General features: G+C 38.0%; 16 protein-coding genes. 15 read left to right on the top strand and 1 reads right to left on the bottom strand.

Annotated features, from left to right (window positions below):
* The first annotated feature begins 537 nt into the window (after positions 1–537).
* The 10 genes from LU635_RS03720 (at position 538) to LU635_RS03675 (ending at position 17,015) form a co-directional block, all read left to right on the top strand.
* Complete coding sequence (locus LU635_RS03720) at positions 538–1,692, top strand: saccharopine dehydrogenase family protein (RefSeq protein ID WP_240096314.1); 1,155 nt, start codon at positions 538–540, stop codon at positions 1,690–1,692.
* Positions 1,693–1,947: 255 nt separating this feature from the next.
* Positions 1,948–2,397: a very short patch repair endonuclease gene (locus LU635_RS03715; protein ID WP_240096312.1), complete on the top strand. Its 450-nt coding sequence runs from the start codon at positions 1,948–1,950 to the stop codon at positions 2,395–2,397.
* Positions 2,378–3,988, top strand: a complete 1,611-nt coding sequence (locus LU635_RS03710) for a DNA cytosine methyltransferase (protein ID WP_240096310.1) — start codon at positions 2,378–2,380, stop codon at positions 3,986–3,988. The genes LU635_RS03715 and LU635_RS03710 overlap by 20 nt, the downstream gene beginning before the upstream one ends.
* A gap of 1 nt (position 3,989) precedes the next feature.
* Positions 3,990–5,192, top strand: a complete 1,203-nt coding sequence (locus tag LU635_RS03705; RefSeq protein WP_240096308.1) for a hypothetical protein — start codon at positions 3,990–3,992, stop codon at positions 5,190–5,192.
* 1 nt (position 5,193) lies between these two features.
* Positions 5,194–8,856, top strand: a complete 3,663-nt coding sequence (locus LU635_RS03700) for an ORC-CDC6 family AAA ATPase (RefSeq protein ID WP_240096306.1) — start codon at positions 5,194–5,196, stop codon at positions 8,854–8,856.
* A 6-nt stretch (positions 8,857–8,862) separates the two neighbouring features.
* Positions 8,863–10,347, top strand: coding sequence for an ATP-binding protein (locus LU635_RS03695; protein ID WP_240096304.1), 1,485 nt, complete (start codon positions 8,863–8,865; stop codon positions 10,345–10,347).
* On the top strand, positions 10,347–13,124 hold the full coding sequence (locus LU635_RS03690; RefSeq protein ID WP_240096302.1) for a Z1 domain-containing protein: 2,778 nt from the start codon (positions 10,347–10,349) through the stop codon (positions 13,122–13,124). The genes LU635_RS03695 and LU635_RS03690 overlap by 1 nt, the downstream gene beginning before the upstream one ends.
* Entirely contained in the window at positions 13,121–14,104 is a 984-nt protein-coding gene (locus LU635_RS03685; RefSeq protein ID WP_240096300.1) for a PD-(D/E)XK motif protein, read from the top strand. Before LU635_RS03690 ends, LU635_RS03685 begins: the two co-directional genes overlap by 4 nt.
* On the top strand, positions 14,101–16,482 hold the full coding sequence (locus LU635_RS03680; RefSeq protein WP_240096298.1) for an AIPR family protein: 2,382 nt from the start codon (positions 14,101–14,103) through the stop codon (positions 16,480–16,482). Before LU635_RS03685 ends, LU635_RS03680 begins: the two co-directional genes overlap by 4 nt.
* Before the next feature lie 257 nt (positions 16,483–16,739).
* Positions 16,740–17,015 (top strand): plasmid pRiA4b ORF-3 family protein, encoded by a 276-nt coding sequence (locus LU635_RS03675; protein WP_240096296.1) that lies wholly within the window; start codon positions 16,740–16,742, stop codon positions 17,013–17,015.
* Between the two features lie 214 nt (positions 17,016–17,229).
* On the opposite strand, the gene LU635_RS03670 is transcribed toward LU635_RS03675, so the two are convergent.
* Positions 17,230–18,345, bottom strand: coding sequence for a DUF2914 domain-containing protein (locus tag LU635_RS03670; RefSeq protein WP_240096316.1), 1,116 nt, complete (start codon positions 18,343–18,345; stop codon positions 17,230–17,232).
* A gap of 150 nt (positions 18,346–18,495) precedes the next feature.
* Between LU635_RS03670 and LU635_RS03665 the strand changes: the two genes are divergently transcribed.
* The 5 genes from LU635_RS03665 (at position 18,496) to LU635_RS03645 (ending at position 25,271) form a co-directional block, all read left to right on the top strand.
* Positions 18,496–18,627, top strand: a complete 132-nt coding sequence (locus LU635_RS03665; RefSeq protein ID WP_341482113.1) for a hypothetical protein — start codon at positions 18,496–18,498, stop codon at positions 18,625–18,627.
* Positions 18,628–18,814: 187 nt separating this feature from the next.
* Positions 18,815–22,072: a VPS10 domain-containing protein gene (locus tag LU635_RS03660; RefSeq protein ID WP_240096294.1), complete on the top strand. Its 3,258-nt coding sequence runs from the start codon at positions 18,815–18,817 to the stop codon at positions 22,070–22,072.
* Between the two features lie 70 nt (positions 22,073–22,142).
* On the top strand, positions 22,143–22,634 hold the full coding sequence (locus LU635_RS03655; RefSeq protein ID WP_240096292.1) for a methyltransferase family protein: 492 nt from the start codon (positions 22,143–22,145) through the stop codon (positions 22,632–22,634).
* Between the two features lie 262 nt (positions 22,635–22,896).
* Positions 22,897–23,265, top strand: a complete 369-nt coding sequence (locus LU635_RS03650; protein WP_240096290.1) for a hypothetical protein — start codon at positions 22,897–22,899, stop codon at positions 23,263–23,265.
* A gap of 299 nt (positions 23,266–23,564) precedes the next feature.
* Positions 23,565–25,271, top strand: a complete 1,707-nt coding sequence (locus tag LU635_RS03645) for a beta-N-acetylhexosaminidase (protein ID WP_240096288.1) — start codon at positions 23,565–23,567, stop codon at positions 25,269–25,271.
* Positions 25,272–25,298 lie beyond the last annotated feature (27 nt).

The raw sequence follows: 25,298 nt of genomic DNA, 5'->3' as shown, positions 1-25,298 counted from the left end.
GGCTTACGAAAATTTAAATGAATTTTTCGCTCAGCAGCTAAATTTTAGGAACTCGTCCGCTTTGGGCGGACTCAAACAGCCTAAAATTTTACGCTGCTTTCACTTTAAATTCTGGTTTAAATTTTCGGTATGCCGTTTTAGAGAAGGATATTAAATTTCCTTTTTTACTTCAAAACCTGGTTAATCAACCTATCTTTTTTGCAAGTGTAGTGCTTCTCCGGCGTTAAGAATTTTTGAAGCCTTGGAGAAAATTTAGCCGGGGAAGTACGGTTCTAATTTTGCGGTAGCAAAATTGGAAACACCTACAAAAAAGTGTCCTTTTTTTGGTTCGTTTTTTTGGACAAGCAAAAAAATGAACAATACTAAAACTGCTACTACGTCTTTAAATCAGTGAAGAGTGTTCCTTTAAAATAAAAACCATTGTTACTATATTTCATCATCCAAATTACTGATAGTCACAATTTTTATATCAATGGAAAAAGAAAGGGAGCAAGTTCCTATTGATAAATTTCATTAAAAAAATACTTAACTTTAAGTATGAACAGTCAGTACAACATCATCATCGCCGGTGCCGGGGGGATCGCCCGGGCTGCCGGACTCATGCTCGCGGAATTAAGCGGCATGGTGCCGAATCTTTTTATCCTTAACCGAAGCCTGGATAATGCACAAAAGATGGCCGGCTGGATCCGGAAAGGATCTTCGCGGGGGATACAGATCGAGTGTTTTGAATTGCCCGAAGATGAGACCCCGGTGAGACTAAGGGAGGCCCTGGAGAGTGCAGATATCCTGCTTGACTGTCTTCCCGGAAGCCAGGCTCCAAGGATGGCTCAGCTGGCAAAGGATTTCCATTTGCATTATGCTAATCTCACCGAGTATGTCTCCGAAACCGAAACCATAAAGAACCTGGCTAAAGATGCCGATACCGGATTCTTATTACAGACCGGCCTTGCGCCCGGATATATAGATGTGCTGGGGAATCACCTTTTCCAGACCTTCTGTAAAAGATACCATGTCGAGAAAGCAGATAGCATCGCGCTTAAGGTGGGGGCACTTACCAGGCATGCGGTCGCCCCGTATTATTATGGCTTTACCTGGAGCCCGGTGGGGGTAGCCACAGAATACCTGAAAGAGGCGGCGGTGATACGTGACTATAAGGAGCGTAATTTGCCTTCGCTTTCTGAAAGGAATCGCATCATCATAGACGGAAAGACCTATGAGGAAGATCTTACCTCCGGTGGCGCGGCCGACCTGCCCCAGAGTCTGAGCCATAAAGTGAGGAAGCTTGACTATAAGACGCTGAGATTTCCCGGGCACTATGACTGGGTGGAAGAGCAGCTTACACTCATAGGGCACAGCCTGCATATCGTAGATGAATTACAGCAAAAGATGGAAGAGATGATCCCGCATATAGAAGAAGACCAGATCATCCTGTATGCTTCGGTAGAGGGGAAGGATGATAAGGGCACCAGGCGCAAATTAGAGGTGTCCAGGAAGATCCTGCCACAAAAGATAGGCAATCACAGCCTGCGCGCCATTCAAACCACCACCGCGGCTCCCTTGCTGCAGTCTGCCATGCTTTTACTCGAAAGCTCCGCCAAAGGAGTGATCCTCCAAAGCGGGATCGAAACCGCAGACTTTTTAAATGGGCATTTTATTAAGCCAGTGTATGGGGAGGTTAGCTTAGTGTTGTAGAGCGTGGATGGTTATAACTTTCAGATTTTTATTCAGAAAGCATATCATTTGATTAACATTTGCTTAAATTTACACTTGCCCTACACCATGTTTTATTTCTATTAATCTATTGAAAAATTTGGATATATTTTCTGGGATAGTTTTCAACTATAACAATTTTCAATTTAAACATTACTGGGTAATTTAAGTTTGCATCCACAATCAATTTATGAGTAGTGTATTTAATTTTATTTAGAAATTATAAAAAAATGTTAGATGGCTGATGTCCATAATAAGCAGACTCGAAGCTATAATATGAGCCAGATAAAGGGCAAAAATACTAAACCAGAGCTAATGGTTAGAAAGTTCCTTTACGCTAATGGTTTTCGGTATAGAATACATGTAAAAAATCTCCCAGGTAAACCAGATATAGTCCTTAGAAAATACAGAACCATAATTGACATTCGTGGATGTTTTTGGCATTCTCATTCAAACTGTAGATTCGGTGATAATGTTAGCACTTCTTCTGAAAAGATCACTTCTCGCCGACATTCCGCAATTGAAAGAGATATTATTAAAATGAAAAAATGGAAAGCTGATGGCTGGAAAGTTATTATCGTTTGGGCTGATTGTCAGCTAGAACCTAGAAGAAAAAAATCAAAAGTTCGGGAACGAACATTACTAAAAATAATAAACGAATTAAAAGGTGAAAATACCTGTAATTGACATATTTGCTGGCCCAGGTGGACTGGGTGAAGGTTTTTCAAGCGTCCCTTCAAAAAACAGACGGAAATTTGATATTCGTTTGTCTATTGAGAAAGATAGGATAGCAGCAGAAACTTTAGAATTAAGAAGTTTTTATCGCAAATTTTCTCCAAAAAGAGTTCCTCCAGAATATTATACAATGATGATGGAGGCGGATTTAGAAAGGCGAAGCCAGCTTAGAAAAGAGTTGTTTGAAAAATATCCTCGTCAAGCAGCCGCTGCTAAAAAAGATGCATGGTGTACTACCCTTGGTGAAACTTCATCTAAAACTGTAGATGAAAGAATAAATAAAGCTCTCAAAAATGAAAAAAACTGGGTTTTAATTGGTGGACCTCCTTGCCAGGCTTATTCCCTAGTCGGTCGTTCGAGAAGGCAATGGAAAGAAAATTTAGATAAATCAGACATAAGAGTTCATTTATACAAAGAATATCTTAGAATAATTGCAGCTCATAGTCCTGCTGTCTTTGTGATGGAAAATGTAAAAGGATTATTGTCTTCAAAGGTCGATGGCAAGAAAATTTTCCAAATGATCAAACAGGATCTTCAGGATCCATCCATCGTTTTTAAAGATTCAAAATTTCGTTATAAAATCTATTCTCTTACATCCAAACCAATAGATTTTGAAAATGGTTATCCTGTTTATGAAAAAGACATGGACTACCTTATTAAATCTGAAGACTATGGTGTGCCACAAAGGAGGCACCGGGTTATCTTACTTGGAATAAGAGAAGATATTAAAGTCGACCCTGATATTTTAACTCCGGTCGGTGAAGGTGAAATGGTAAATCTTGAAAAGGTAATTGGAGACCTGCCAAAAATCAGAAGCGGAATTAACCGGTCTTTTGTACGAAGTGAGCAGATCACTTCGAACAATAAACTTAAGAAAAAAAGGTATTACAAAAAGGAAAAGGATTCTGATAAGACCTGGCAGGAACTTATAAATTCTTTTCGTAATGAAATTATTTCATGGAATGGATTTGCTAAAAATTATTCAAGACAAAAAATCTCCCCTCCGAACCATGGTATAGGCAGTGAATTTGTGGCTCATGAAACACCTGGTCCTGACAACCCACTCCATGACTGGTACAAAGACCCTAATCTAAAAGGTGTGACTAATCATGAGTCTAGATCCCATCTTGTTCAGGATCTAAAGCGTTATATGTTCTCAAGTATGTTTGCTACTACATATGAAAGATTTCCTAGACTTCATGAATTTGAGAAGCATGCAACAGAATTATTACCTGACCATGAAAATGCTAAATCTGGGAAATTTGCTGATCGCTTTAGAGTTCAATTACCAGATGAACCAGCGACAACAGTCACCAGCCATATTTCTAAGGATGGTCATTACTTTATTCACTATGATCCAGATCAATGCAGAAGTCTAACTGTAAGAGAGGCAGCTCGAATACAAACTTTTCCAGATAATTATTTGTTCTGTGGTTCTCGTACTGCTCAGTACCATCAGGTTGGAAACGCTGTTCCTCCTTTTTTATCCAAACAAATTGCTCTAATTGTTTTAGATCTTTTCAAGAAAATGAGTAAAAGTTAATATGTCATCATTTCATTCTATTATTGACAAAATTACGTCTGACCCTTCAGAAAAGAATATTCTTGAATTAATTGACCATTCAAATAGTATGTCGGATGAAGAGATAGTTGAATTAGCAAATATCTATGCTGAATCTGGAATTACCATACAAAGAAATTCTTCGAAAACAAAAGTTGATATTGCTTCCACTGGTGGACCTTCTTCCCTTTCTACAATATTAACTCCTCTAATTCTAAAATCATTGGGAGCAGAAATTCCGAAATTAGGAGTACCCGGCAGACCCGCAGGAGGCATTGATATTCTTTATCAACTTCAAGGTTATAATATAAACCCAAACCCAATAGAATTGGAAAAGTGGCTTGACCACAGCAAATATGTACATTTTATTGGGAATGACTTATATACGCCTTTAGACAGAAAAGTGTTTGAAATCAGAAAAAAGCATAATTACCTAAATATACCTCAATTAGTCATTGCAAGTATATTATCTAAAAAGATTGCCATTAATCTAACCCATGCAGGTTTAGATATAAGGGTTTCTCCATTTGGCAATTTTGGATCTAATTGGAATAATGCAAAAGCAAATGGACGCAGATTCATAAAAGCCTCAGGACTAATTGGCATTAATACTAAATGTTTTTTAACTAATGGAAGTGTGCCTTATCAACCATATATTGGTAGAGGGGAAGCGTTATTGGGCATTTATAACTTATTTGAATTACCAGAAATAAATAACAGTTTACACAAACATCTTGAAGAATGTTATGCTATGGCCATGTCCGTATTGAAAAGTCAAGAATTTTGCTTGCCCGATAAAAAACTATTAAAACAGTTTTTTAAAGAAAACATAACTATTCAAGGAAGTAATTATAAAATTTTCACTGATAAGGCCAAACAAGTTGAAGTTGATCATCGGTATATTATAACTTCAAATAGTTCAGGATATATAAAATTTGATTTAAATCAAATTCGTCAAGCTATAGTTCATATTCAAAAAAAGGAGGCAACCAATTTCAACCTGTTTCCTGATCCATGCGGTATCATACTAAAGAAGTCAAATTCTGACATAGTAGTCAAAGGTGAAATAATTCTTTCATTTAGGTGTATAAAAAGACATCTAAATGAATTTAGAAAAATGCTATCAGCAGGATTTATTATATCTCCACAACGATACATTCAAAACAATTATGAAGAGATAATTTAATATGGAAAAATACTGTTGCTTTTTACATCCAAAGAAGGACTATAAAGAAAAAAAATTAACTGATCTATGTCCAGATTGCAAAAATCCTTATGGTTTCCCAATGTTGGGAGATAATGTTCCGTCTACCATAGGAGATTTTAAAGTAATTCATCCAATTGATAGAGGATATTATGGAGTAACATATGTTGTAGAAAAGGAAACAACCATTCGTATTAAAAAACAAGTATTAAAGGTAGTGCCTGTTGAAATTTATAAATTTTTCAAAAAAGATTTTGAAAAAGAAAGCAAGGATCATGCTGATGCTGCTGACGGCACAAACCATATAGTTAATATTGACGAAATTTTTAAAACCAAGATTTCATTTGGAGATATTGAAATTGAGTGTCATGTTGCTATTATGGATTATGTCCAAGGGGATACCCTGAAAAATTTAATGGGATGTGGTGCAAATGTACCGGCATCTATGATTGGTCAAATTGCAATAGACCTACTATTAATTTTGTCGGAATTAAAAAAGAAGACACTTTTCCATAATGACCTCCACCCCGGTAATATAATTATTGAAAAACTTGAAAAAGATAAAATAAGAATTGGAGAAATTAATAATAGAGTTAAAGCAGTTGCTATTGACTTTGGATCCCTAGGAAGCAAAACACAAAGTGGAGATGGAAAACATTTATCGGACCTACACCAGGTAGCCAATATACTTATAGATTTAAGTCGAAAATTACTTGATAATCCTCAAAATATCAATGAAAGAGACTATAGGCTTGCTAGTTTATTAGAAGAGAGAGGACGATTACTTCTTCCCAAAATAACTAGTCAACGTCATTTTGAATTTGAGCAGGTTATTGATCAAATTAAGAATGCTTTTAATCAAGTACATTCTCCTTGGAAGGCTACTTTGAATCTTAAAAATCACAGAGATTATATAAATGCTCAAACTCTTGATCCTTGGTTTGTACCAAGTCTACTTGTGGATACTGAGGATAAATGGGTTAATGAGGTAAGTAATAAAGGACCTCAGGTCATTACTGGTATGCGTGGCTGTGGCAAAACCATGTTAATTCGTGCACTTCAGTTTCATGCTCAGGCAATTCAAAAGAATGATAAAGAATTGCCATCGGAAATAATTAAACGAATTAACCAGGAAGGTTATGTTGGTCTTTATGTTTCTTGTATAAAATTGCTGGATAAGCAAGGTGAACCCGATCGGCTCACTCATGAACCATTTACTAGGCTTTTTGTAGCATATGCTTTGGAAGCTATTTATGCCATTCGTCATCTAAGAGAACTAGATAGTGAACTTGTGCAACCGGATGCTTTTGTGAAGATTGCTTCTGTAATAGCCGATTTTGTTGAAGGATCTGCCCTTTTAAGACAATCACAAGATGAATATAAAATCGAACGAATTCTTAAGGACATTCTTAATAGTCTTAGCAAAAGAGAAAATAAATACACAATTAATTCAAATCCCGCAATTGCTTTTCCCCAATTGGCCGAAACGATATCTCAATGCTCTCCAGTTTGGCAAGATAGTTACATATTTTTCTTATTGGATGATGTATCTACAAGATATTTGAAGGATGAAAACATTATTACTTTAGTATCATCTTTACTTTTTCAAAACGAGCGTTGTGCATTTAAGTTTACTACTGAAGCGCAAACACTTCACATGGTATTATTGTCTCCGGGAAATATTGAACAGGCACGGATAGGGAGAGATTATAGCATCTTTGACCTGGGAAACAAAGTTGACGAAAAAATTCATTCAAACAAACACGAAGGAATTAAATTCGTTGAAACTATTCTTTTTAAAAGATCAAAATTTCAGAGTAATCATCCAAAAGGCCTGAAGCCCTCAGAGATACTAGGGGATAAATCCTTAGTCGAAATTGCAAAAAATATTGGTAAACCAGGTAAAGCATCCGAAAAAAAAGAAATATATCATGGAATTACAGCAATTGCGAGTGTTTGTGTAGGGGATATTGGAGATGTGATTACATTATATGAGATGATTTTGAAAAGAAGAAATGGAAAATTACCTATTCCTGCTCGAGATCAAAATGAATGCTACCTAGAGCTTAGTAATTCAAGACTTTTTGACATTAATCGTAGAGATGGTAAGCTCTATGATTTCGCTGAATCTTTTGCAAATGCAGCTCATTCGTTGTTGGTTCAATCTTTCAAGGCAAGCCAATCAAAGCCCAAAGATAAAAGAAGATTAAGACAATACTCATCAATTTTTATAAACATTACTTCTGGCGATAAGGAGAAGCAAAATTCTCAAGTTAGAGCGTTGATTGATGCAGGAATATTCAATTTTTCGGGTGGCCCTGAGGCTTCACGTACAAATAGGCAAGGTGTTAATCCCCAAAATCAGTTTAAACTATCATTTCGTAAACTGTACGGTGTCAACAAGCATATCGGCTTAGCAAATGCCGATAGATTTGAGCTATCAGGGCATGCATTGGAAGATTGGCTCGATAATCCTAAAAAAGGAAAAGAAATACTTACAAGGAACCTTAAGTCGATTACAGGGGATTCTAAAGAACAAGTGAAAATAGAAGACGAATATATTGTGCCTTCAGTTAATTCAGGTTTTCAACAATCCTTATTCGAAGAACCGCATATGATTAAATCCGATGATGGAGGGGAATATAAGATAGACAAGGAAGAAATTGAAGCATTAGCCCTTGAAAAGCTTCCTAACTTAACTATAAATAAATTTAAAAATTGGCAAAAATCAGAACCTTATCCTTGTTTAATTGCTGGTTTAGGTTTCGAGAATCGAACGTTAGAATCTTTTAGAAGGTCTTTGAATTTAAAGCCTAAAACTGTTTCTCTTCTGCGTTTTGGGGAAAATGGTAAACGAGAAGAAATGTTAAGTGTTCTAAATGAAAAGAATATTCCATATTCTGAATTTGGGATTGAGGGTGTGATAAATAATCAAAACAGGATCGATTGTCAGGGTGTTGTTGATATAACAGGATTACCAAAAGCTGTTATTTTTAATATTATTAGAAGTAGTCTACTAAAAAAAGAACCTGTAAGTATTGTATATACTGAAGCGCGAGCGCATTATCCTTTAGATCACGACATTCAGTCACTTCTAGAGAAGCATAAGCACAACGATCAGACTCAATTTTTAGAATCTCTTACTAAAATTATTAAGGGGGAAAAAGGGCCATATAAATTAATACCACTTCTTCCATTAAACACTGAAAATTACGCTGCTCGCCGAGTACTTATTGCTTTTTCATCGCCTAAACATGAACGCCTGTATTCGTTACTAGATGAACGAGAATACGATAAGATTCACATTATTGCTCCTCCTGCAGATTGCCCTAGGAATGAACTTGCAAAAATTGCTGCGGAAGTTGCTTTAAGAAAATTCAATCATGCAGAAATAATAGAATTTCCAAATGACAACTTAAAAGATCTGATGGAATATCTGGCAACTCAGTACCAACATTATTTCGTAGATCAAAACTATAGTTTTGAAATTGCTTTAACAGGATCTAAAATTCAAGCTATTGCTAGTGCAGTTATTTCTTCGGTGTTTAAAGTCAGTCAATGCTGGTATGTCCAACCAGCGGAATGGGATCCAAACAGATTTACCTCGGGTACTGATCATACAGTTATGTATAAGATTAAATTTTGATGTTTTATGATTGATCACCTAAAAAATTTACCATCAGAGGAAACTCCTCCAAAAGCCGGTGCAATGATTAACACCTTTAGAGCTTTTGGGTATAACCTTCAAACAGCAATAGCCGATATTATTGACAACAGTATTTCCGCAAAAGCCGAAAATATCTGGATTAATTATGAGTGGAATGGAGAAAACTCTTGGGTTTCAATCACAGATGATGGAACAGGAATGGATAAACACACGCTTATAGAAGCGATGACTCCAGGAAGTAAAGATCCAAGTCATGAAAGAGAAGAACATGATCTGGGGAGATTTGGTCTCGGATTGAAAACTGCTTCATTTTCGCAATGTAGAGGCCTAACCGTTATAACCAAGAAAAAGGATCATTCGATGATTAATAGACACTGGGATCTTGATTATGTCAACCTTACTGGCAAATGGAATTTACTTGACTATTTACCAAATCAGGATTTTGCAAAATATCTGCAACCTCTTGACCATGGAACAACGGTGTTATGGCAAAAAATGGATCGTTTAGTTGGTAATGCTAGCGAACATGATACTGCAGCCAGATCTGTTTTTCTTGAAGAATTTGAGCTCGTGGAAGAGCATCTGAGTCTGGTTTTTCACAGGTATATCGACAGAAAGAAAATAAACATATGGATAAATGACCATAAAATAGATTCGTGGGATCCTTTCCTCAAAGAATTACCTGGCACTCAAAAAGTTGCAAATGAAAGTTTGGATAATGGTCAGGTTAAGGTGAAATGTTATGTTTTACCGCATATTTCTAAATTAAATGAAGAAGAAAGACTTCTAGCTAAAACAGAACGATGGTATGATCTTCAGGGGTTTTATATTTACCGAAATAATCGACTATTATTATTCGGTGACTGGCTGGGCCTGTTTTCTAAAAATGAACATTTCAAAAATGCCAGAATTCTGGTAGATATACCAAATAGTCTAGACCATGAATGGAAAATTGATATTAAAAAGGCTACAGCTACGCCTTCAGTGAGGGTTCGAAAAGACCTTCAAAGACTAGGTAAACTTACCCGTAAGAATGCCGGAGCGGTACATCGATTTCGAGGTAATCAAATAATGCTTGATGATTCAATTCAAAGTTTCTCTTTTCAACCTCTATGGAAAGCCAGAAAAACTCGAGATGAGGCTAGACATTATTACATAAACACCAACCATCCACTTATTGAGGAGTTACTAAACTCTGACTGTATAAATAAATCTGAGCTCCAAAAAGTACTCAAATTAATAGGAGAAACTACTCCTGTTGAATCTATTATACAATTTAACAGTGAAGATCCGGAGGGCCACGAATTGAGAGACAAAAGTAAAGATCCAGACTCTGGAACTATTGAACTGGCAAAAAAAATGTATGGTTCATTAAAATCCACTGGGCTTAGTAAAGAAGTAGCCATCAAACAAATTTTTAATATTGAACCATTTAACCAGTATACACAACTAGTAGAATATTTTGACTAATGGACCAGTTTGAAAACGCAAGAAATGTATGTCATATCTTTTTAAATGGCATAAAGAATAAAGGAAAAATTACCGTAGAGGATGTTGCAAAGGTTGTAGAAAACCCACTCCTTAAACAACAATATCCAAAGGTAGATTTTGAAGAACTTATAGCTCAGCTGGAATCCGATCTAGAGATTTATTCCGGTAATGCAACCGAGCTTATTGATAAAAATGTTAAGCCCTGGTTGAGTCAGTATAAGGCAGATATTGACTGGGAGTTATGGAATCGTTACAGAATGTATCTTAAAGCAAAAGACGGTTCTTTTCCTGTTGATAATCTTGATGACCTTACGGATAAAATTCTGGATAAATGTGCAAATCCTAAAAAATCAGGATCATGGGATCGAAGGGGAATGGTAGTTGGGAATGTTCAGTCCGGAAAAACGGCTAATTATACCGGCCTAATTAACAAGGCCACAGATGCAGGATACAAATTAATTATTGTAATTGCCGGAATTCATAATGCACTGAGATCGCAGACTCAAACAAGAATCGATGAGGGATATATCGGCAGAGACAGTGCAGATTTCATCCAAAGACAAAAAAGCGTAAAAGTTGGAGTCGGAGAATATTCATCTGAAACTGAAATATATTCCTATACATCTTCGGATCACAAAGGAGATTTTAATCGAAATATTGCCAGTAGAATTAATGTCCCAATTGGAGGTAAAAGTCCAACGGTACTGGTAATAAAGAAAAATAAAAGTATTCTCGAAAACTTAATACTATGGTTAAATCAATTTGCTGCAGAAAACGGTAAGGGTGATAGAAAAATTTTAAATGTTCCTGTTTTAGTGATAGATGATGAGGCGGATAATGCCTCAGTAAACTCAGGAACTGAGTTAGATGTTCGTACAATTAATAGACTTATAAGAACTCTCCTTAATCTTTTTAATCAGAATACATTTATAGGTTATACTGCAACCCCGTATGCAAACTTGTTCATCCCGTCTGGGTGGAGTGAAAATCTGGAAACCATGGTGAAGGATGTAAGGTTAAAGGTGGGTGAGGATCTTTTTCCAAGGGATTTTATCGTAAACATCCCTCCACCTTCCAATTACATTGGAGCTGCACAGGTTTTTGGTTTTGAAAATGATCAAACAGGGGAAGAACTGGAAGGCCTAGATATAATAAGACTGGCAGAAGATCAGGAACCTTATTTTCCAGTAAAAATAAATAAGGAAAACAGCGATGATCTTCCAGATGATATTCCAGATTCTCTTCGTGAAGCTATCAAGGCTTTTATATTAACTTCTGCCATCCGACGTGTACGTGGGCACCACAAAAAGCACAATTCGATGCTTGTTCATGTAGCATTACGAGTAGCCTGGATTGACAGAATTGCATGGCACGTAAACGAAGTTGTGAGAGATTATAGTCGCCAGATTAAATCCCAACAGGGTACTTTATTAGATGAACTAGAAAGGCTTTTTTATAATGACTTTTTACCTACTACTAATGAGGTTTTAAACAACCTATCTTACAATGATCCAAAAATAAAAAAACATGCGTGGGAGGAAGTTCGAGAGGAATTATTACAGGCGGTAACTAAAATTCAGGTTAGATCCGTTCATGGAACTAAAAACACCCGATATCTCGAATATCATGGAATAGAAGAAATAAATTATAGTGATTATGAAAATGGGCTCTCAGTTATAGCCGTAGGTGGAAACAAACTTGCACGGGGGATTACTCTGGAAGGACTTTCGGTTAGTTATTATCTTCGTACTACTCGAATGTATGATTCACTAATGCAAATGGGTAGATGGTTTGGTTACCGCCCAGGATATGTAGATTTATGTCGTCTCTACACAACAGAAAAACTAATTAACTGGTACCGACATATCACTATGGCTACCGAGGAGATGAGAGCAGATTTTGACGAAATGGCCGCAAACAATGATAGACCTGAAGATTTTCAATTAAAGGTTAGAACTCACCCTGGAATGTTAATGATAACCTCGGTAACTAAAATGAAAGATCATGAGAAAATTCGGGTTGGATTTTCTGGAAAGCTCATTCAAACTTATGTTTTCGAAAAATCACAAAGAATTGTAGATAATAATTATGAGGCGTTTAAAGCTTTACTTAATCGGTTAAATGCTCCTGACGAGAAGGAATCTAACCGTGGGATTAACGCTTTGGTTTGGGAAAATATAGATGCAGAATTTATAGGGGATTTTATAACTACATATCAAACAGATTATCTCAGAAATGATATTTTACAATCATATATTGAAAGTCAGAACCAGAAGAACAAACTCAAAACCTGGTCAGTAGCACTAATCCTTAATAGCGGCAAGACAATAACAACGAAAGGTGAACTGGCTGGAAAAGAAGTACAAGATCATACTTTTAATTGGAAAAATGGCTCCTTAACCGGTGGCCTTCCTGCAAGAAATCTTTTCGATGGTATTAATGAAATGAGGGTAAAGGGAAAAAAGAATGCAATTTTGGATAAACGAGCCAGAATGATAGACTTGAACTTACCGTCTAATTCCTCTGAACAGGCAATTAAAAATAAACGTAATGAAAAAGAACAGCCACTATTAGTAATCATGCCCCTTGACCCTAGAGTATCTCCTGATCTTAATCCATCTAAGCCACTAATAGGTTTTGGACTTATTTTTCCAGATTTTGAAGGAGAAGAATCATATGAATACGCTGCCAGACCGATGCAGAAGGATTTTGAAGATGAATTTCAGGATGACGACGATCAATCTGAGAATGAATGATGGAAATAAATAAAATTTGGACGGAGCAAGAACTAAACTCTGGCAAGACAATAGTAAGAGAAAAGCTTCCTGAGCCTAAAAATCTCTCTTGTTACATCGGATTTATTGGGTTTACAGAAAGTAGAATATTTGAACTTGATATTGACTCAAAAATTGAAATTCATCCCAATTACTTAAGTAAATTTAAGGGGGTGGAGATACAGGCTATACCTGCCATGGATAATTCATGTATCAGATATACAATCATTCTTAACGACAAAAGTCTCACTGATATTTTTGTTCTTTTCATTGAAGATATCATTAAAGAAATTAAAGAAATTACAACTCCAAAAGATGCTTTACTAATAATAAATCAAAGAGTCACTTATTGGAAAAAATTATTTGGTAAAATCACAGGCGAGGTACTTTCGAAAGAAAGACAAAGGGGGTTGTATGGTGAACTTTTAATTTTGAAACTATTACTTGACAATAAAGAAAATAAGGATATAGTTTTAAAATCCTGGGTGGGACCAAATAGTAGTAATCAGGATTTTACACTTAATGAAAATGCCGTAGAAGTTAAAACATCAAAAGCAGGAAATCCATCAGTTTTTATTTCAAATGAATTTCAACTTGATTATTGTAACTGGAAAAATTTATTCCTGGCCGTTATATCGCTGAATGAATCAGTGGGATCAAACGATTCACTTTATCATTTAATAATTAACATTCAAGATACCTTATTAAATTATGATCTTATTTCAGATTTTGAGGAAAAACTTGAACTGGCTGGAGTTGATATAAAAGCAATGGAATTATATGACGAAATAGGTTATTATGTAAAGAGCATAAAGTATTATCGTGTTGAAGATGGCTTTCCGGTTATTTTAAAAGGCACTCTGCAACACGAAGCTTTATTTAACGTAAAATACCAAATAGATATTACTCAATGTAATTCATTTGAGAAATCTGAAGATCAATTCTTAAAAGGTTTAATATGAATAATGCCATTTCAAACATTCAAATAGATTTTGAGCTCGAACAATACATTCAGGATCTTTTCCATGAAGTCAACTCACTCGCCTTTGCAGAAGAAGATGGTGCATCAAAGGAAGATAAGTTTACAGAGCATATTATGGAAATCCTATCGGAGGCAGGAGAAACAGAAGGTATTCGACTTTGTCATTATGAAAAGGAAAATCGTTGGGAAAACATTCAGTTCAAAATCAATGGATATGCTATCGAAGATGGATTTGAAACTCTTGATATTTTTATATCATCATTTAGAGATACAACTGAAAATTATAAGGTCAGTAAACCTGATTTTGACAAGCTGATAAAATGGTCGACCGGATTTGTTAATGCTGCTTTAAAAGGACATATGGAGGATATTGAACCATCTTCTGAAGCATATGGTTTAGCCAAAATGATTTTAAAAAACAGGAAGGAATTTGTACGTATAAACATTTTTATTCTGTCCAATGGTAACATCCCACATGATCCTCCCAAAAATTTCAAAATAAAAAACGTTGACGAGATAACATTTAATTTTCATGTTTGGGATATAGAGCGTCTTCATCGGCTTTCTCAATCAAAGTATAACCGGGAACCTATTGAAATAAATTTTGAGGAAACTCTTGGTGCAGTTATTCCATGCCTAACTATGCCTTCGGATCACGATCTATATGAATGTTATCTCGCCATTGTTCCCGGAAATATTCTGGGAACTTTATATCAAAATTACGGCACCAGACTTTTGGAAAGTAACGTGAGGGCTTTTCTACAGCAGACTGGAAAGGTAAATAAAGGAATAAGAGATACTATTAGGCAAGAGCCACATATGTTTTTACCGTATAATAATGGACTTGCTACTACAGCGCAAGAGGTAAAAACGAGCTATGATGAGAAAGGTTCACTTGTAATTACGGGAGTTAAGGACTTTCAAATTGTGAACGGAGGTCAAACAACTGCTTCATTATTTCATACAAAGAAGAAATATAAAGATGCTGATTTATCTCAGGTTTTTGTACAGATGAAACTTACCGTTATCAAGGACGAAGATAAGAAAAACGAAACTGTACCATTTATTTCAAGATACGCTAACAGTCAAAATAAAGTTTCAGAACTGGATCTAACTTCAAATAATCCTCTTTTGCAGCGGTTTGAAGAACTATCCAGAACAACTTATGCATTAGATCCTGAAGATTCAAATAAACAAACCATATGGTTCTTTGAGAGGGTAAAAGGACAGTATAGGGAAGCTATGAACAAAGAACCTACAAAAAGCAAAAAGACTGCATTTAAACTTAAATATCCTCGTAATCAGGTAATACTAAAATCCCAGATAGCCAGGAATATGAATATCTGGAAACAACTTCCACATCACGTCTCCAAGGGTGGACAGAAAAACTACAATTTCTTCCTAAAAGATGTTGAAGCTGAATTTAGTAAAAAGAAAAAACCTGGCAGTATATACTGGCAGGATATTGTTGCTAATACTATTCTATATAACACTGCCAATACATTATTCGGGAGAAAAAATCAAGATCCGGTAGGTGATACAAATATTAAATCATATACAGTAGCCTACACCCTGGCCTATCTTCATTTCCTTACAGACAATAAATTAGATCTTGGAATTATTTGGCAAAAGCAAATGGTTGAAGAAGATCTTCAAAAAGAAATTAAGAAAGGGCTAAGGTACGTATACAATTTCTTAATTAACCTGGATACTGCTTTAATCAGTGAAGCTGCAAAAGCGCAGAAGACCTGGGAAAAATTAAAGAGTAAAAAAGATCACGGATTTAATATGGCAGTAATAGACAAGTATGTAATCACTGAAAAGGAGTTTAAAAATAGGTATGAGAATAAAACAGATGATTCAGAAGAGGTCCGTAAGTATACAAGTCTGGAAAAAATAACCTCTGTTGGGATCACATTTTGGGATGGACTTATTCGCTATAATAATCAGGTCATGATTCTAAACGAAATTCAATCAAATTTCGCGAATACAATCCGAAAAAAACTGCTTAAATCTGGACAATTAACCGATATAGAAATCAAGAAGGGAGTTAAAATTATTGATCATCTCCAGAATGAAGGAATTGATTTTAAAAAGATTTCAGATCTAAGTAAAGTTAAAGCTAAAGAATTAATTGACCCATCTAATATTTACAATAGGTTATCTAAACTGGATGAAAATCAATGGAAAAGAATAATTGCGCTTGGCGAGCAAACGAAAACTCTAAGCTTTAATGAACTAAGTGTCATTAAAACTGTTCAACAAAAAATTAAGCGTAAGGAAAGTATTGATTTAAAGAGATTGCAAATTGTACACGAGGCAGTTCTAAAACTTAAAAAATTCAAAATATCTATTTAAACTTGTAATTGGAAAAAAACAATTAAACCCCAAGATAGATGAAAAAATATTCAATTTTATTTATAGCCAATTTGACCTTAGTTAAGAAATACTAGACGATAGATTATGTCCCGTCTCCTCACCAAATCCCGCTTTAAACTGGCCTTAGAATGTCCTAATAAGCTTTATTATAACAAAAAGGAGGGGTACCCGATTAGTAAGCTGGAATATCCCTTTTTGCAGGGACTGGCGCAGAGAGGATTCAGCAAAAACAAATTATGTGCTTAGAGATCACTCTCATCCAGGGCGGCATGCGCGAATTCGAAAGAACCGGGATCTATCCTGAGTATCTTCTTTTCAATCTCCCCGGAACCCGTCAAAGCTGGAAAGTAAGAATTAAACAAAAGCCACAAAAGGGAGTTTTGAAAAGCAAAGGTAAAGTCCTTTATGAATACAACTTTAGCGACTCCTGGTGTAAATACAGAAAAGCAGCTGATGGTTTATTTACAGACTGGAGGGAACCGGAAAGTATGATCATTGAAATGAGGGATTAGAAAATTGTTTGAGGTTTATGGTTTGTTATTATTGATTTGTCCTTTTAGTTATAAGAATGACAAAAAATATTAAAATAAAGAAGCCGTGGCCGACCAAGGATGCGGGGACTTTAATATTGGCAAAGAACTGGTGAATTACGGCGGGAAGTATACCGCAGACATAGTTCCGGTACCTACTGTGGGTAATAAAAAATAGTATTGAGGAAACTAGTTTTTAAAATGATCTCTTTACCATTCCTTCTTGATGAGATTCCGAAGTGTTTTTAATCTCAAAATCCACAATACCAAGTATTAGTTCCTCTTCTGTAATTACTTCAACTTTCCATTGGCCTTCCCTGAGGTTATTTTTATAGGTATATCCACGGAAACCACGATCACGCCCACCGGCAACTTCAAAATCAATATCATCAGTAACTTCCCATTTCCCGGTTTCAGGATTGTACCATTTCCACCTGTGAAAAATGGACTTTTTTAAATTGGTAGGTGCAAAAACAGAAGTGAACACATAAACTCTTTGATCTGCCTGACGATGAAAAGTGACGTGATGTTTACGCCAGAATACATACCATGGATTCCTCTCGTAAGTAACGATGTATTCGTTATTTATTTTTCGCACATCATGAGCTACCAAACCATTATCCATAGCCAGCGGCACTGGTGGAATAAGATTGAAATAGTAAAAAACATTGATCGTTATATAGATAGAAAGGATAAGACTGATCAGTTTTTTCAGACTTATCTCAGCTCTTGTACCTGAGCTTGAACTGTAAATAAACGTGATGAGTGCCAGCGTACACCCCAAACTTATAAGCCCCGAAATGATAAAAATAAAGGTATTCATTTCCTTGATCAGCGTGGGAATCATAAAGGCGAAAAAGGTAAAACTTATAAAAAAATAAATACTGAACTGAAGGTATTTATTGGATATTTTCCTTTTAAGAAACTCGTTTGCAAATAAGAGCAGCACCAGCAGTATGAAAAAAAACAAAGTTTTTGACATGGACACACTTCTGAAAAAATAGATGACAAAAGCACTTGAAAGTGCGCCAAAGAAGAACTGTATGGCTAGCGGAAAATATTCGGAATAACGTTCGATAAAAGTACCTTCCCACTTGTCTTCATCCACTGTATTATACAAATAAAGCGTTATGGACAATAAGCTCATATGCGAGCAAAGTACCACCGTATCATAAACACGATCTATTCGCCCTAAGGTGAGGGTATCAAAAATAAAACCACCCATAAAAAAAAGAATGGGAGCGTACTTTTGATTGCGATAAACAAACCTTCCAAAAGCAGTATTTCTATATCTTACTAAAGTTCTTTTCATCATGTATTTAGTAGCGCCAAATTTAAGGTAAAAACTTCATCCGGATATTTGCTTTGACTTTAATAGGAACAGCTGGACGCGACATTTTCGGAAATGGAAAATATTGCTTAGGGTGGCGCGGCACTCACCGCCTACGCAAAACTTCAGTATATGGAAATACCTGAAGAGGAGAAGCTGGAAATCAAGAATTCACTGCTCAAATACTGTGAACTGGATACACTCGCCATGGTGATGAGCTATGAGTATTTGCGGGAGTTGATATCTGGTGGAATGATTAAATAAACCTCAAGAACTATCCATTTCCAATATCCATTTTATTAAGTTGGTGTATAGAGAGACCGCTTTGGAACCCCCATCAAATTTAAGATAGGAGTAAATTTTCATTTTCTAAAGGCTGATTTTTCGATTCCCGGAAAATTAGCTCGATTTTGTATCTTTAAACGTTTTAAATCTCTAACCTCCCGATCTTATGAAAAAACTGCTTTCTTTCGGCTTGTTTGTTTTACTTTTTATTTCAGCCGACCTTACTGCTCAAAAACGAAAAAAATCTGATAAAAACGAAGAAAAAACGGAAGACAAGATCAATCTTGGCGACCTTAAATTCCGGGCTGTGGGTCCGGCCTTTCTTTCCGGGCGTATCGCAGATATAGCCATTCATCCCAATGATAATGATACCTGGTATGTTGCCGTAGGTTCCGGTGGGGTGTGGAAGACTGAAAATTCCGGTACTACCTGGAAGCCGCTTTTCGATAAGGAAAAATCATATTCTACCGGCGCTATTGCCATAGATTCACTTAACCCCAACATCATCTGGGTAGGTACAGGTGAAAATGTGGGAGGCCGTCATGTGGCCTATGGAGACGGTGTTTATAAAAGTGAGGATGGGGGTAATTCCTGGAAGAATATGGGGCTCAAAGACAGCGAACATATTTCTGAAATTATCATCCATCCCGAAAATTCCGATATCGTATGGGTAGCCGCCCAGGGTCCGCTGTGGAGCAAAGGCGGGGAACGCGGCCTGTACAAAACCATCGATGGCGGGGAAACCTGGAATAAAGTACTTGGAGGTAACGACTGGACAGGAGTTACCGATATCATGATAGATCCGCGAAACCCGGACCGGCTGTATGCTGCTACCTGGCAACGTCACAGAACGGTTGCCGCTTTTATGGGCGGAGGTCCGGATTCAGGTATTCACCGTTCCGAAGATGGCGGGGAGACATGGACCAAACTTAGCAATGGCATCCCCGAATCTAATCTTGGAAAGATAGGCCTGGCAATTTCACCCCAAAAGCCGGATGTTGTCTATGCCGCTATAGAACTCGACCAGTTAGAAGGAGGGGTGTTCCGTTCTGATGACCGCGGGGCCAGTTGGGAAAAAATGTCCAATACGGTTTCCGGTGCTACCGGCCCGCATTATTATCAGGAGCTTTACGCCAGTCCGCATGAATTCGACAGGCTTTACCTGATGAATGTGCGTATTCTAACCTCAGGAGACGGAGGAAAGACCTTTGTTCAGCTTAAGGAAGAAGACAAACATTCAGATAATCACGCGATCGCCTTTCGCGATGACGATCCGGATTATCTTTTGGTAGGTACCGATGCGGGGATCTATGAAAGTTTCGACAATGCCGAAACCTGGAGCTATTTTAAAAATCTACCGCTCACACAGTTCTACAAGGTCGCGGTGAACAATGCCGAACCTTTTTACCATATTTTCGGAGGTACCCAGGATAATGGTTCTGTAGGCGGGCCTTCACGTACAGACGAAGAACAGGGGATAGCCAACAGGCACTGGTATAAAACACTGGGGGCAGATGGCCATCAGTCGGCCACCGATCCTGTTTATAATAATATTATTTACGCTGAAACCCAGCAGGGCGGTCTGCATCGTGTAGACCTTAGCAGCGGGGAGCAGGTATTTATTCAGCCTCAGCCGGCATATGGTGAAGATTTTGAAAGATTTAACTGGGACGCGCCCGTTCTGGTAAGTCCGCATAAACCGTCCAGGCTTTATTTCGCTTCGCAGCGCGTGTGGAAATCGGAAAACCGCGGAGACAGCTGGGAGCCAATTTCCGGAGACCTTACCCGCGATGAAGAACGGATAGAACTTCCAATAATGGGCAAAAAGCAGAGTTACGACAATCCCTGGGATGTGAATGCGATGTCTAACTACAATACCATAACCTCGCTGGCAGAATCCCCGTTAAAAGAAGGCCTGATATATGCCGGGACCGATGATGGGTTCATCCAGGTAACCGAAGATATGGGAGGAAACTGGAAGCAGATCCCTGTTACCAGGCTGGGATTACCGGAACGCAGCTTCGTGAACGATATAAAGGCGGGTCTGCATGATGAGAATACGGTATTTGCAGTACTTGATAATCATAAAGAAGGCGACTTCTCAAGCTATGTTTATAAAAGTACCGACAAAGGAAATAGCTGGACCTCCCTGCGCGGGAATCTTCCGCAGGAACTCATATTATGGCGTATAGTGCAGGATCCCGAAGATAAGAACCTGTTGTTCCTCGCTGCTGAAAATGGTATTTACACCAGTTGGGATGGCGGAAGTTACTGGCAGAAAATTCCCGGTACACCAACCATCTCTTTCCGTGATCTTACCATTCAGAAACGGGAGAACGACCTGGTGGGAGCTTCCTTTGGAAGAGGGTTTTTCGTGCTGGACGATTACAGGGCTCTAAGGGAACTTTCCGAAGAAACAATGGCAGAAGAGGCTCATTTATTCCCGATAAGAAGAGCTTACTGGTATGCGCCTAAAAATTCTGTGGGTAATACCGGCGCCGACTATTATTTCGCTGAAAACCCGCCTTACGGAGCTACGATTACCTACTACCTGAAAGATAAGTATACTTCCAAAGCTGAAGAACGAAAAGAGCGCGAGAAAGAACTGGAAGAGCAGGGAGCCGATATTCCTTTTCCCGGCTGGGAAGAACTCGAAGCTGAAAGGCTGGAGGAAGGCCGGAAGATAATGGTGCTTATAAAAGATTCTTCCGGAAAGGTGATCAAAAGAGTGGAAGGCAAGGGAGAGAAAGGGATCAACCGTGTGGCCTGGGATCTTAGCATGGCAGATACGCGTCCTATAGATCCGTCTGATACCGATGAAAATAATTTTAATCTTCATGTAGTGCCCGGCACTTATTCAGCTACTCTGGTGAGCGTGGAAAAGGGAGACCAGAAAGTGCTTGCCGGTCCCGAATCCTTTGAAGTCGTGCCTTTGCGGGAAGGTGTTTTAGATAGAAAAAGCAATGAAGAGATACAGGCCTTTACCGAGGATCTTAAATCCCTGGTGGCAAACTTTGGAAAACTTGAGCATGCGCTTGATCAGTCTAAAGAAAACCTGGCTGCAATGAGAAAATCACTCGAAGCGGTACCCGGTGATACGGGAGATATGCGCGAGGAGTTATTTGAACTCAGTCGTAAACTTCACGAGATCGAAGGGAAATTAAGGGGTAATCAGGCCAGGGCCAAGATAGGGGAACGTAACAATCCTACTTTAATGAATTTTATGTATACGGGCTTCAGGGCTCTGAGAGCTACCTATGGTCCTACAGAAATGCATAAAAAGAGCCTTGAAACGGCTGAACAGATGTATAATGATCTGGAAGCTGATCTTCAGGAAATTGTAAATGAAGAAATTCCAGAACTGAAAGACGAACTGGAAGGGATGGGCGCACCACCTGTTCTGGATAATAAATTTGAGGATTAAGCATATCCAGCATCAACACAGATGCTAAGATTGAATTTCTGAAGAGAGGATCGAAGCATCTTTAAACTAAATGAAAAGAAAGCGAACAGACTATATCCTGGTAGGTCTTCAGCTACTGCTGTTCGCTCTTTTTGTTTTTAACTTCAGGCTTACAGCCTTTAGCATCCCGCAATGGTTTAGAGTACCCGCGATCGTACTTAGCGGCTTTGGAGTATTCATATTCTTACTGTCCATATTGCAATTAAATAAAAACCTGTCTCCTTTTCCAACGCCTGGGAAAGGTTCCAAACTGGTGCAAAGCGGACTCTATAAATATGTAAGACATCCCATCTATACTGGTATAATCTTTAGCTTTTTCGGTTTTGCGCTCTATAGTCAGTCGGTTTACCGTATCCTTATCAGCTTGCTTTTATACGTTCTGTTTTATATAAAATCGAAATACGAGGAGAGGCAACTGCTTCACCGGTACGATAACTATTCTTCCTATAAAAAAAGGACCGGCAGGTTTTTACCGAAGCTTTTCAGAAGTGATGACCAGATAAACAGATCAGATAAATCCTGATTATTTTTTGGCTTGGATAAAGGACCAGGTCTGCTCTTTAAATCAACAGGATTACATCAGGTGCTTGTCATTTTTTTCCAAACTCCATTTGCCTGGGAGCCCATAGGGATATGGAATATTCATCCTGTAACTTTTAATGTTAAGGACAGATAATAGAAGAATTAGCAGCAAAATCTATCGTTTTGGTTAAACTTTAAAAAAATCTGTTTTCTTAATTTATTCTTAAAATATTATATTTGAAGGGTCACCCAAAATCGAAATCGTGAACGATCACAAGCTCACTCAAATGCTTCTGCAATTCAGAACCAGCAGCCTGTTCCCTGCGCTGGAATCTGATATGGATAAAAGAATATTACGGGAGTTACAGCGCTATTATCTGGTTAGGGTCAACTCCAAGGGAGACTGGATAGTGACAAGAAAAGGGGAAGAAGCCCTGAAGATAGGAGTGAAGAAATATATAAAGGCTGAAAGGTTTGAAGCCCGCCTGGCCAAAGAGGCACCCGGCCTTAAAAAGCAAAAGAACATCCTCCTGACTCTTATTGTAGTTCTGATAGGATTGCTCGTATTCATGGTGATAGCCAGTCCGGAAATAATAGTAAATGGCTTCGCGGAGCTACTTTCCGCAATATAACACCTGCCCCGGGTTAGTACCTGGCTGAGCCTTTTAAATGGTCCCCGGGCACTCTTTTAACTCCATCCCATTTTACACCAATCCATTTTCCTGCTTTCCGCCTGTTTATTCCTGTTTCTTACTTCAACCTGTTTACTTCGAAACTTCCGGAACGGGATGCAATTACTTTTATAAAAAAATTAATTTATTAGGATTTTATGTTATATAAAATTACTTAAGTAGGTAAAAGTTTTAAAAAAAATGTATTTTTAAAGTTTTGGGTGAAATTCCTGTTAATGTAAAATAACAAACTTTAAAAAATGAAAAGCATTCTACGATTCAGTTTATTACGTCCCGCTTACGCGCTCTTCTTCCTGGGACTGCTGTTAAATTTCAGTGCCTGTAATTCTTCAAAATATCCTGACAGGGAGAATCAGGAGGAAGATTACCAGGTGGTGCCCTTACCTTCCAAACTAACGCCCGCTCCAGGAGCCTTCCTTCTTTCGGATGATGTTTCCATACAAGCCGGAGATTTCCAAAAGGAAGCGGAATTTTTAGAAGACTATGCGAAGTCTGATTTTCAAACAGAGATCGGAACTTCTGATGGCGGAAAAACCATCACTTTTGCGGAAAATCCTTCTATTGGAGAAGAAGCTTATAATTTAAAGGTAACTCCTGAGGAAATAAGCATCGAAGGAGGCTCGGCCAAAGGTGTTTTTTACGCGGTGCAAACACTCCGCCAGCTAATGCTTACCGAAGATGGCGAACTTATCGTACCCGCCGTGGAGATATCTGATGCTCCCCGCTTTTCCTATAGAGGTACTCACCTGGATGTGGCAAGACACTTTTTTGACGTTGATGAGGTGAAAAAATACCTGGACATCCTTGCCCTGCATAAGATCAATACCTTTCACTGGCATCTTACCGAAGACCAGGGTTGGCGAATTGAAATTAAAAAATATCCGAAGCTTACCGAGATAGGCGCTTACCGCAATGGAACCATTGTGGGGCACAAACCGGGAACTTCTAACGATAATGAGCGTACCGGGGGATTCTATACACAGGAAGAGGTGAAAGACATCGTTGGCTATGCCGGCGAGAGACATATCACGGTGATTCCGGAAATTGAATTGCCCGGTCACAGCAGTGCGGCTATAGCTGCCTATCCGTATTTAAGCTGTTTCCCTGATGAGAAGACCGTGGTTCCTAACGATATGATGTCTGCTACCAGTAAGAAGCAGCAGGCAGAGGGTCGTAACAAAATAGTTCAGGAGACCTGGGGGATCTTTGACGATGTTTACTGTGCAGGAAAGGATTCTACCTTTACATTCCTTCAGGATGTCATGGATGAGGTGATCCCGCTTTTTCCTTCCCAGTATGTCCATATTGGTGGTGATGAATGCCCTAAAGCCAACTGGGAACGCTGCCCCGACTGTAAGAAGAGAATGGCAGAAGAAGGACTGGCAGATGAGCACGAGCTGCAGAGTTATTTTATTCAGCGAATGGAACAATATATCAATAGCAAAGGCAAAAAGATCATTGGCTGGGACGAGATCCTGGAAGGTGGTCTTGCGCCGAACGCTACGGTAATGTCCTGGAGAGGTGAAGAAGGAGGGATTGAAGCCGCAAAACAGGGGCACGATGTGATCATGACTCCTACAGATTACTGTTATTTTGATTATTACCAGGCAGAAGATAAGGACAGTGAGCCACTGGCAATTGGTGGATATCTGCCGGTAGAAAAGGTTTATTCCTATAATCCGCTTCCGGAGGAGCTAACTTCAGAACAGCATGAACATATCCTGGGTACCCAGGCAAATGTATGGACGGAATATATCCCTGATTTTGATAAACTGGAATATATGTTATTGCCACGTCTCGCCGCTATTGCTGAGGTAGGCTGGACCGAAAATACCGAAAAGGACTGGGACGGTTTTAAAAACCGGCTTACAGGCTTAAGAGAAAAATATGATCAGATGGAATTGAATTATGCCAATCACGTTTTCAATAATGAGGAAGATAATTAATCATTATCTGTAAAATAAAAAGGCTGC

The sequence above is a fragment of the Christiangramia crocea genome (assembly GCF_022410465.1).
Taxonomy (GTDB): Bacteria; Bacteroidota; Bacteroidia; order Flavobacteriales; family Flavobacteriaceae; genus Christiangramia; species Christiangramia crocea.
The sequence above is the reverse complement of the archived record's forward strand: the minus strand, read 5'-3'. Positions and strand labels throughout refer to the sequence as shown.

Excerpts from the sequence above, each read along its gene's own strand:
- LU635_RS03720 (WP_240096314.1), top strand. The coding sequence starts at position 538 with ATGAACAGTCAGTACAACATCATCATCGCCGGTGCCGGGGGGATCGCC.
- LU635_RS03715 (WP_240096312.1), top strand. The coding sequence starts at position 1,948 with ATGGCTGATGTCCATAATAAGCAGACTCGAAGCTATAATATGAGCCAG.
- LU635_RS03705 (WP_240096308.1), top strand. The coding sequence starts at position 3,990 with ATGTCATCATTTCATTCTATTATTGACAAAATTACGTCTGACCCTTCA.
- LU635_RS03700 (WP_240096306.1), top strand. The coding sequence starts at position 5,194 with ATGGAAAAATACTGTTGCTTTTTACATCCAAAGAAGGACTATAAAGAA.
- LU635_RS03695 (WP_240096304.1), top strand. The coding sequence starts at position 8,863 with ATGATTGATCACCTAAAAAATTTACCATCAGAGGAAACTCCTCCAAAA.
- LU635_RS03690 (WP_240096302.1), top strand. The coding sequence starts at position 10,347 with ATGGACCAGTTTGAAAACGCAAGAAATGTATGTCATATCTTTTTAAAT.
- LU635_RS03685 (WP_240096300.1), top strand. The coding sequence starts at position 13,121 with ATGATGGAAATAAATAAAATTTGGACGGAGCAAGAACTAAACTCTGGC.
- LU635_RS03680 (WP_240096298.1), top strand. The coding sequence starts at position 14,101 with ATGAATAATGCCATTTCAAACATTCAAATAGATTTTGAGCTCGAACAA.
- LU635_RS03675 (WP_240096296.1), top strand. The coding sequence starts at position 16,740 with ATGTGCTTAGAGATCACTCTCATCCAGGGCGGCATGCGCGAATTCGAA.
- LU635_RS03670 (WP_240096316.1), bottom strand. The coding sequence starts at position 18,345 with ATGAAAAGAACTTTAGTAAGATATAGAAATACTGCTTTTGGAAGGTTT.
- LU635_RS03665 (WP_341482113.1), top strand. The coding sequence starts at position 18,496 with ATGGAAATACCTGAAGAGGAGAAGCTGGAAATCAAGAATTCACTGCTC.
- LU635_RS03660 (WP_240096294.1), top strand. The coding sequence starts at position 18,815 with ATGAAAAAACTGCTTTCTTTCGGCTTGTTTGTTTTACTTTTTATTTCA.
- LU635_RS03655 (WP_240096292.1), top strand. The coding sequence starts at position 22,143 with ATGAAAAGAAAGCGAACAGACTATATCCTGGTAGGTCTTCAGCTACTG.
- LU635_RS03645 (WP_240096288.1), top strand. The coding sequence starts at position 23,565 with ATGAAAAGCATTCTACGATTCAGTTTATTACGTCCCGCTTACGCGCTC.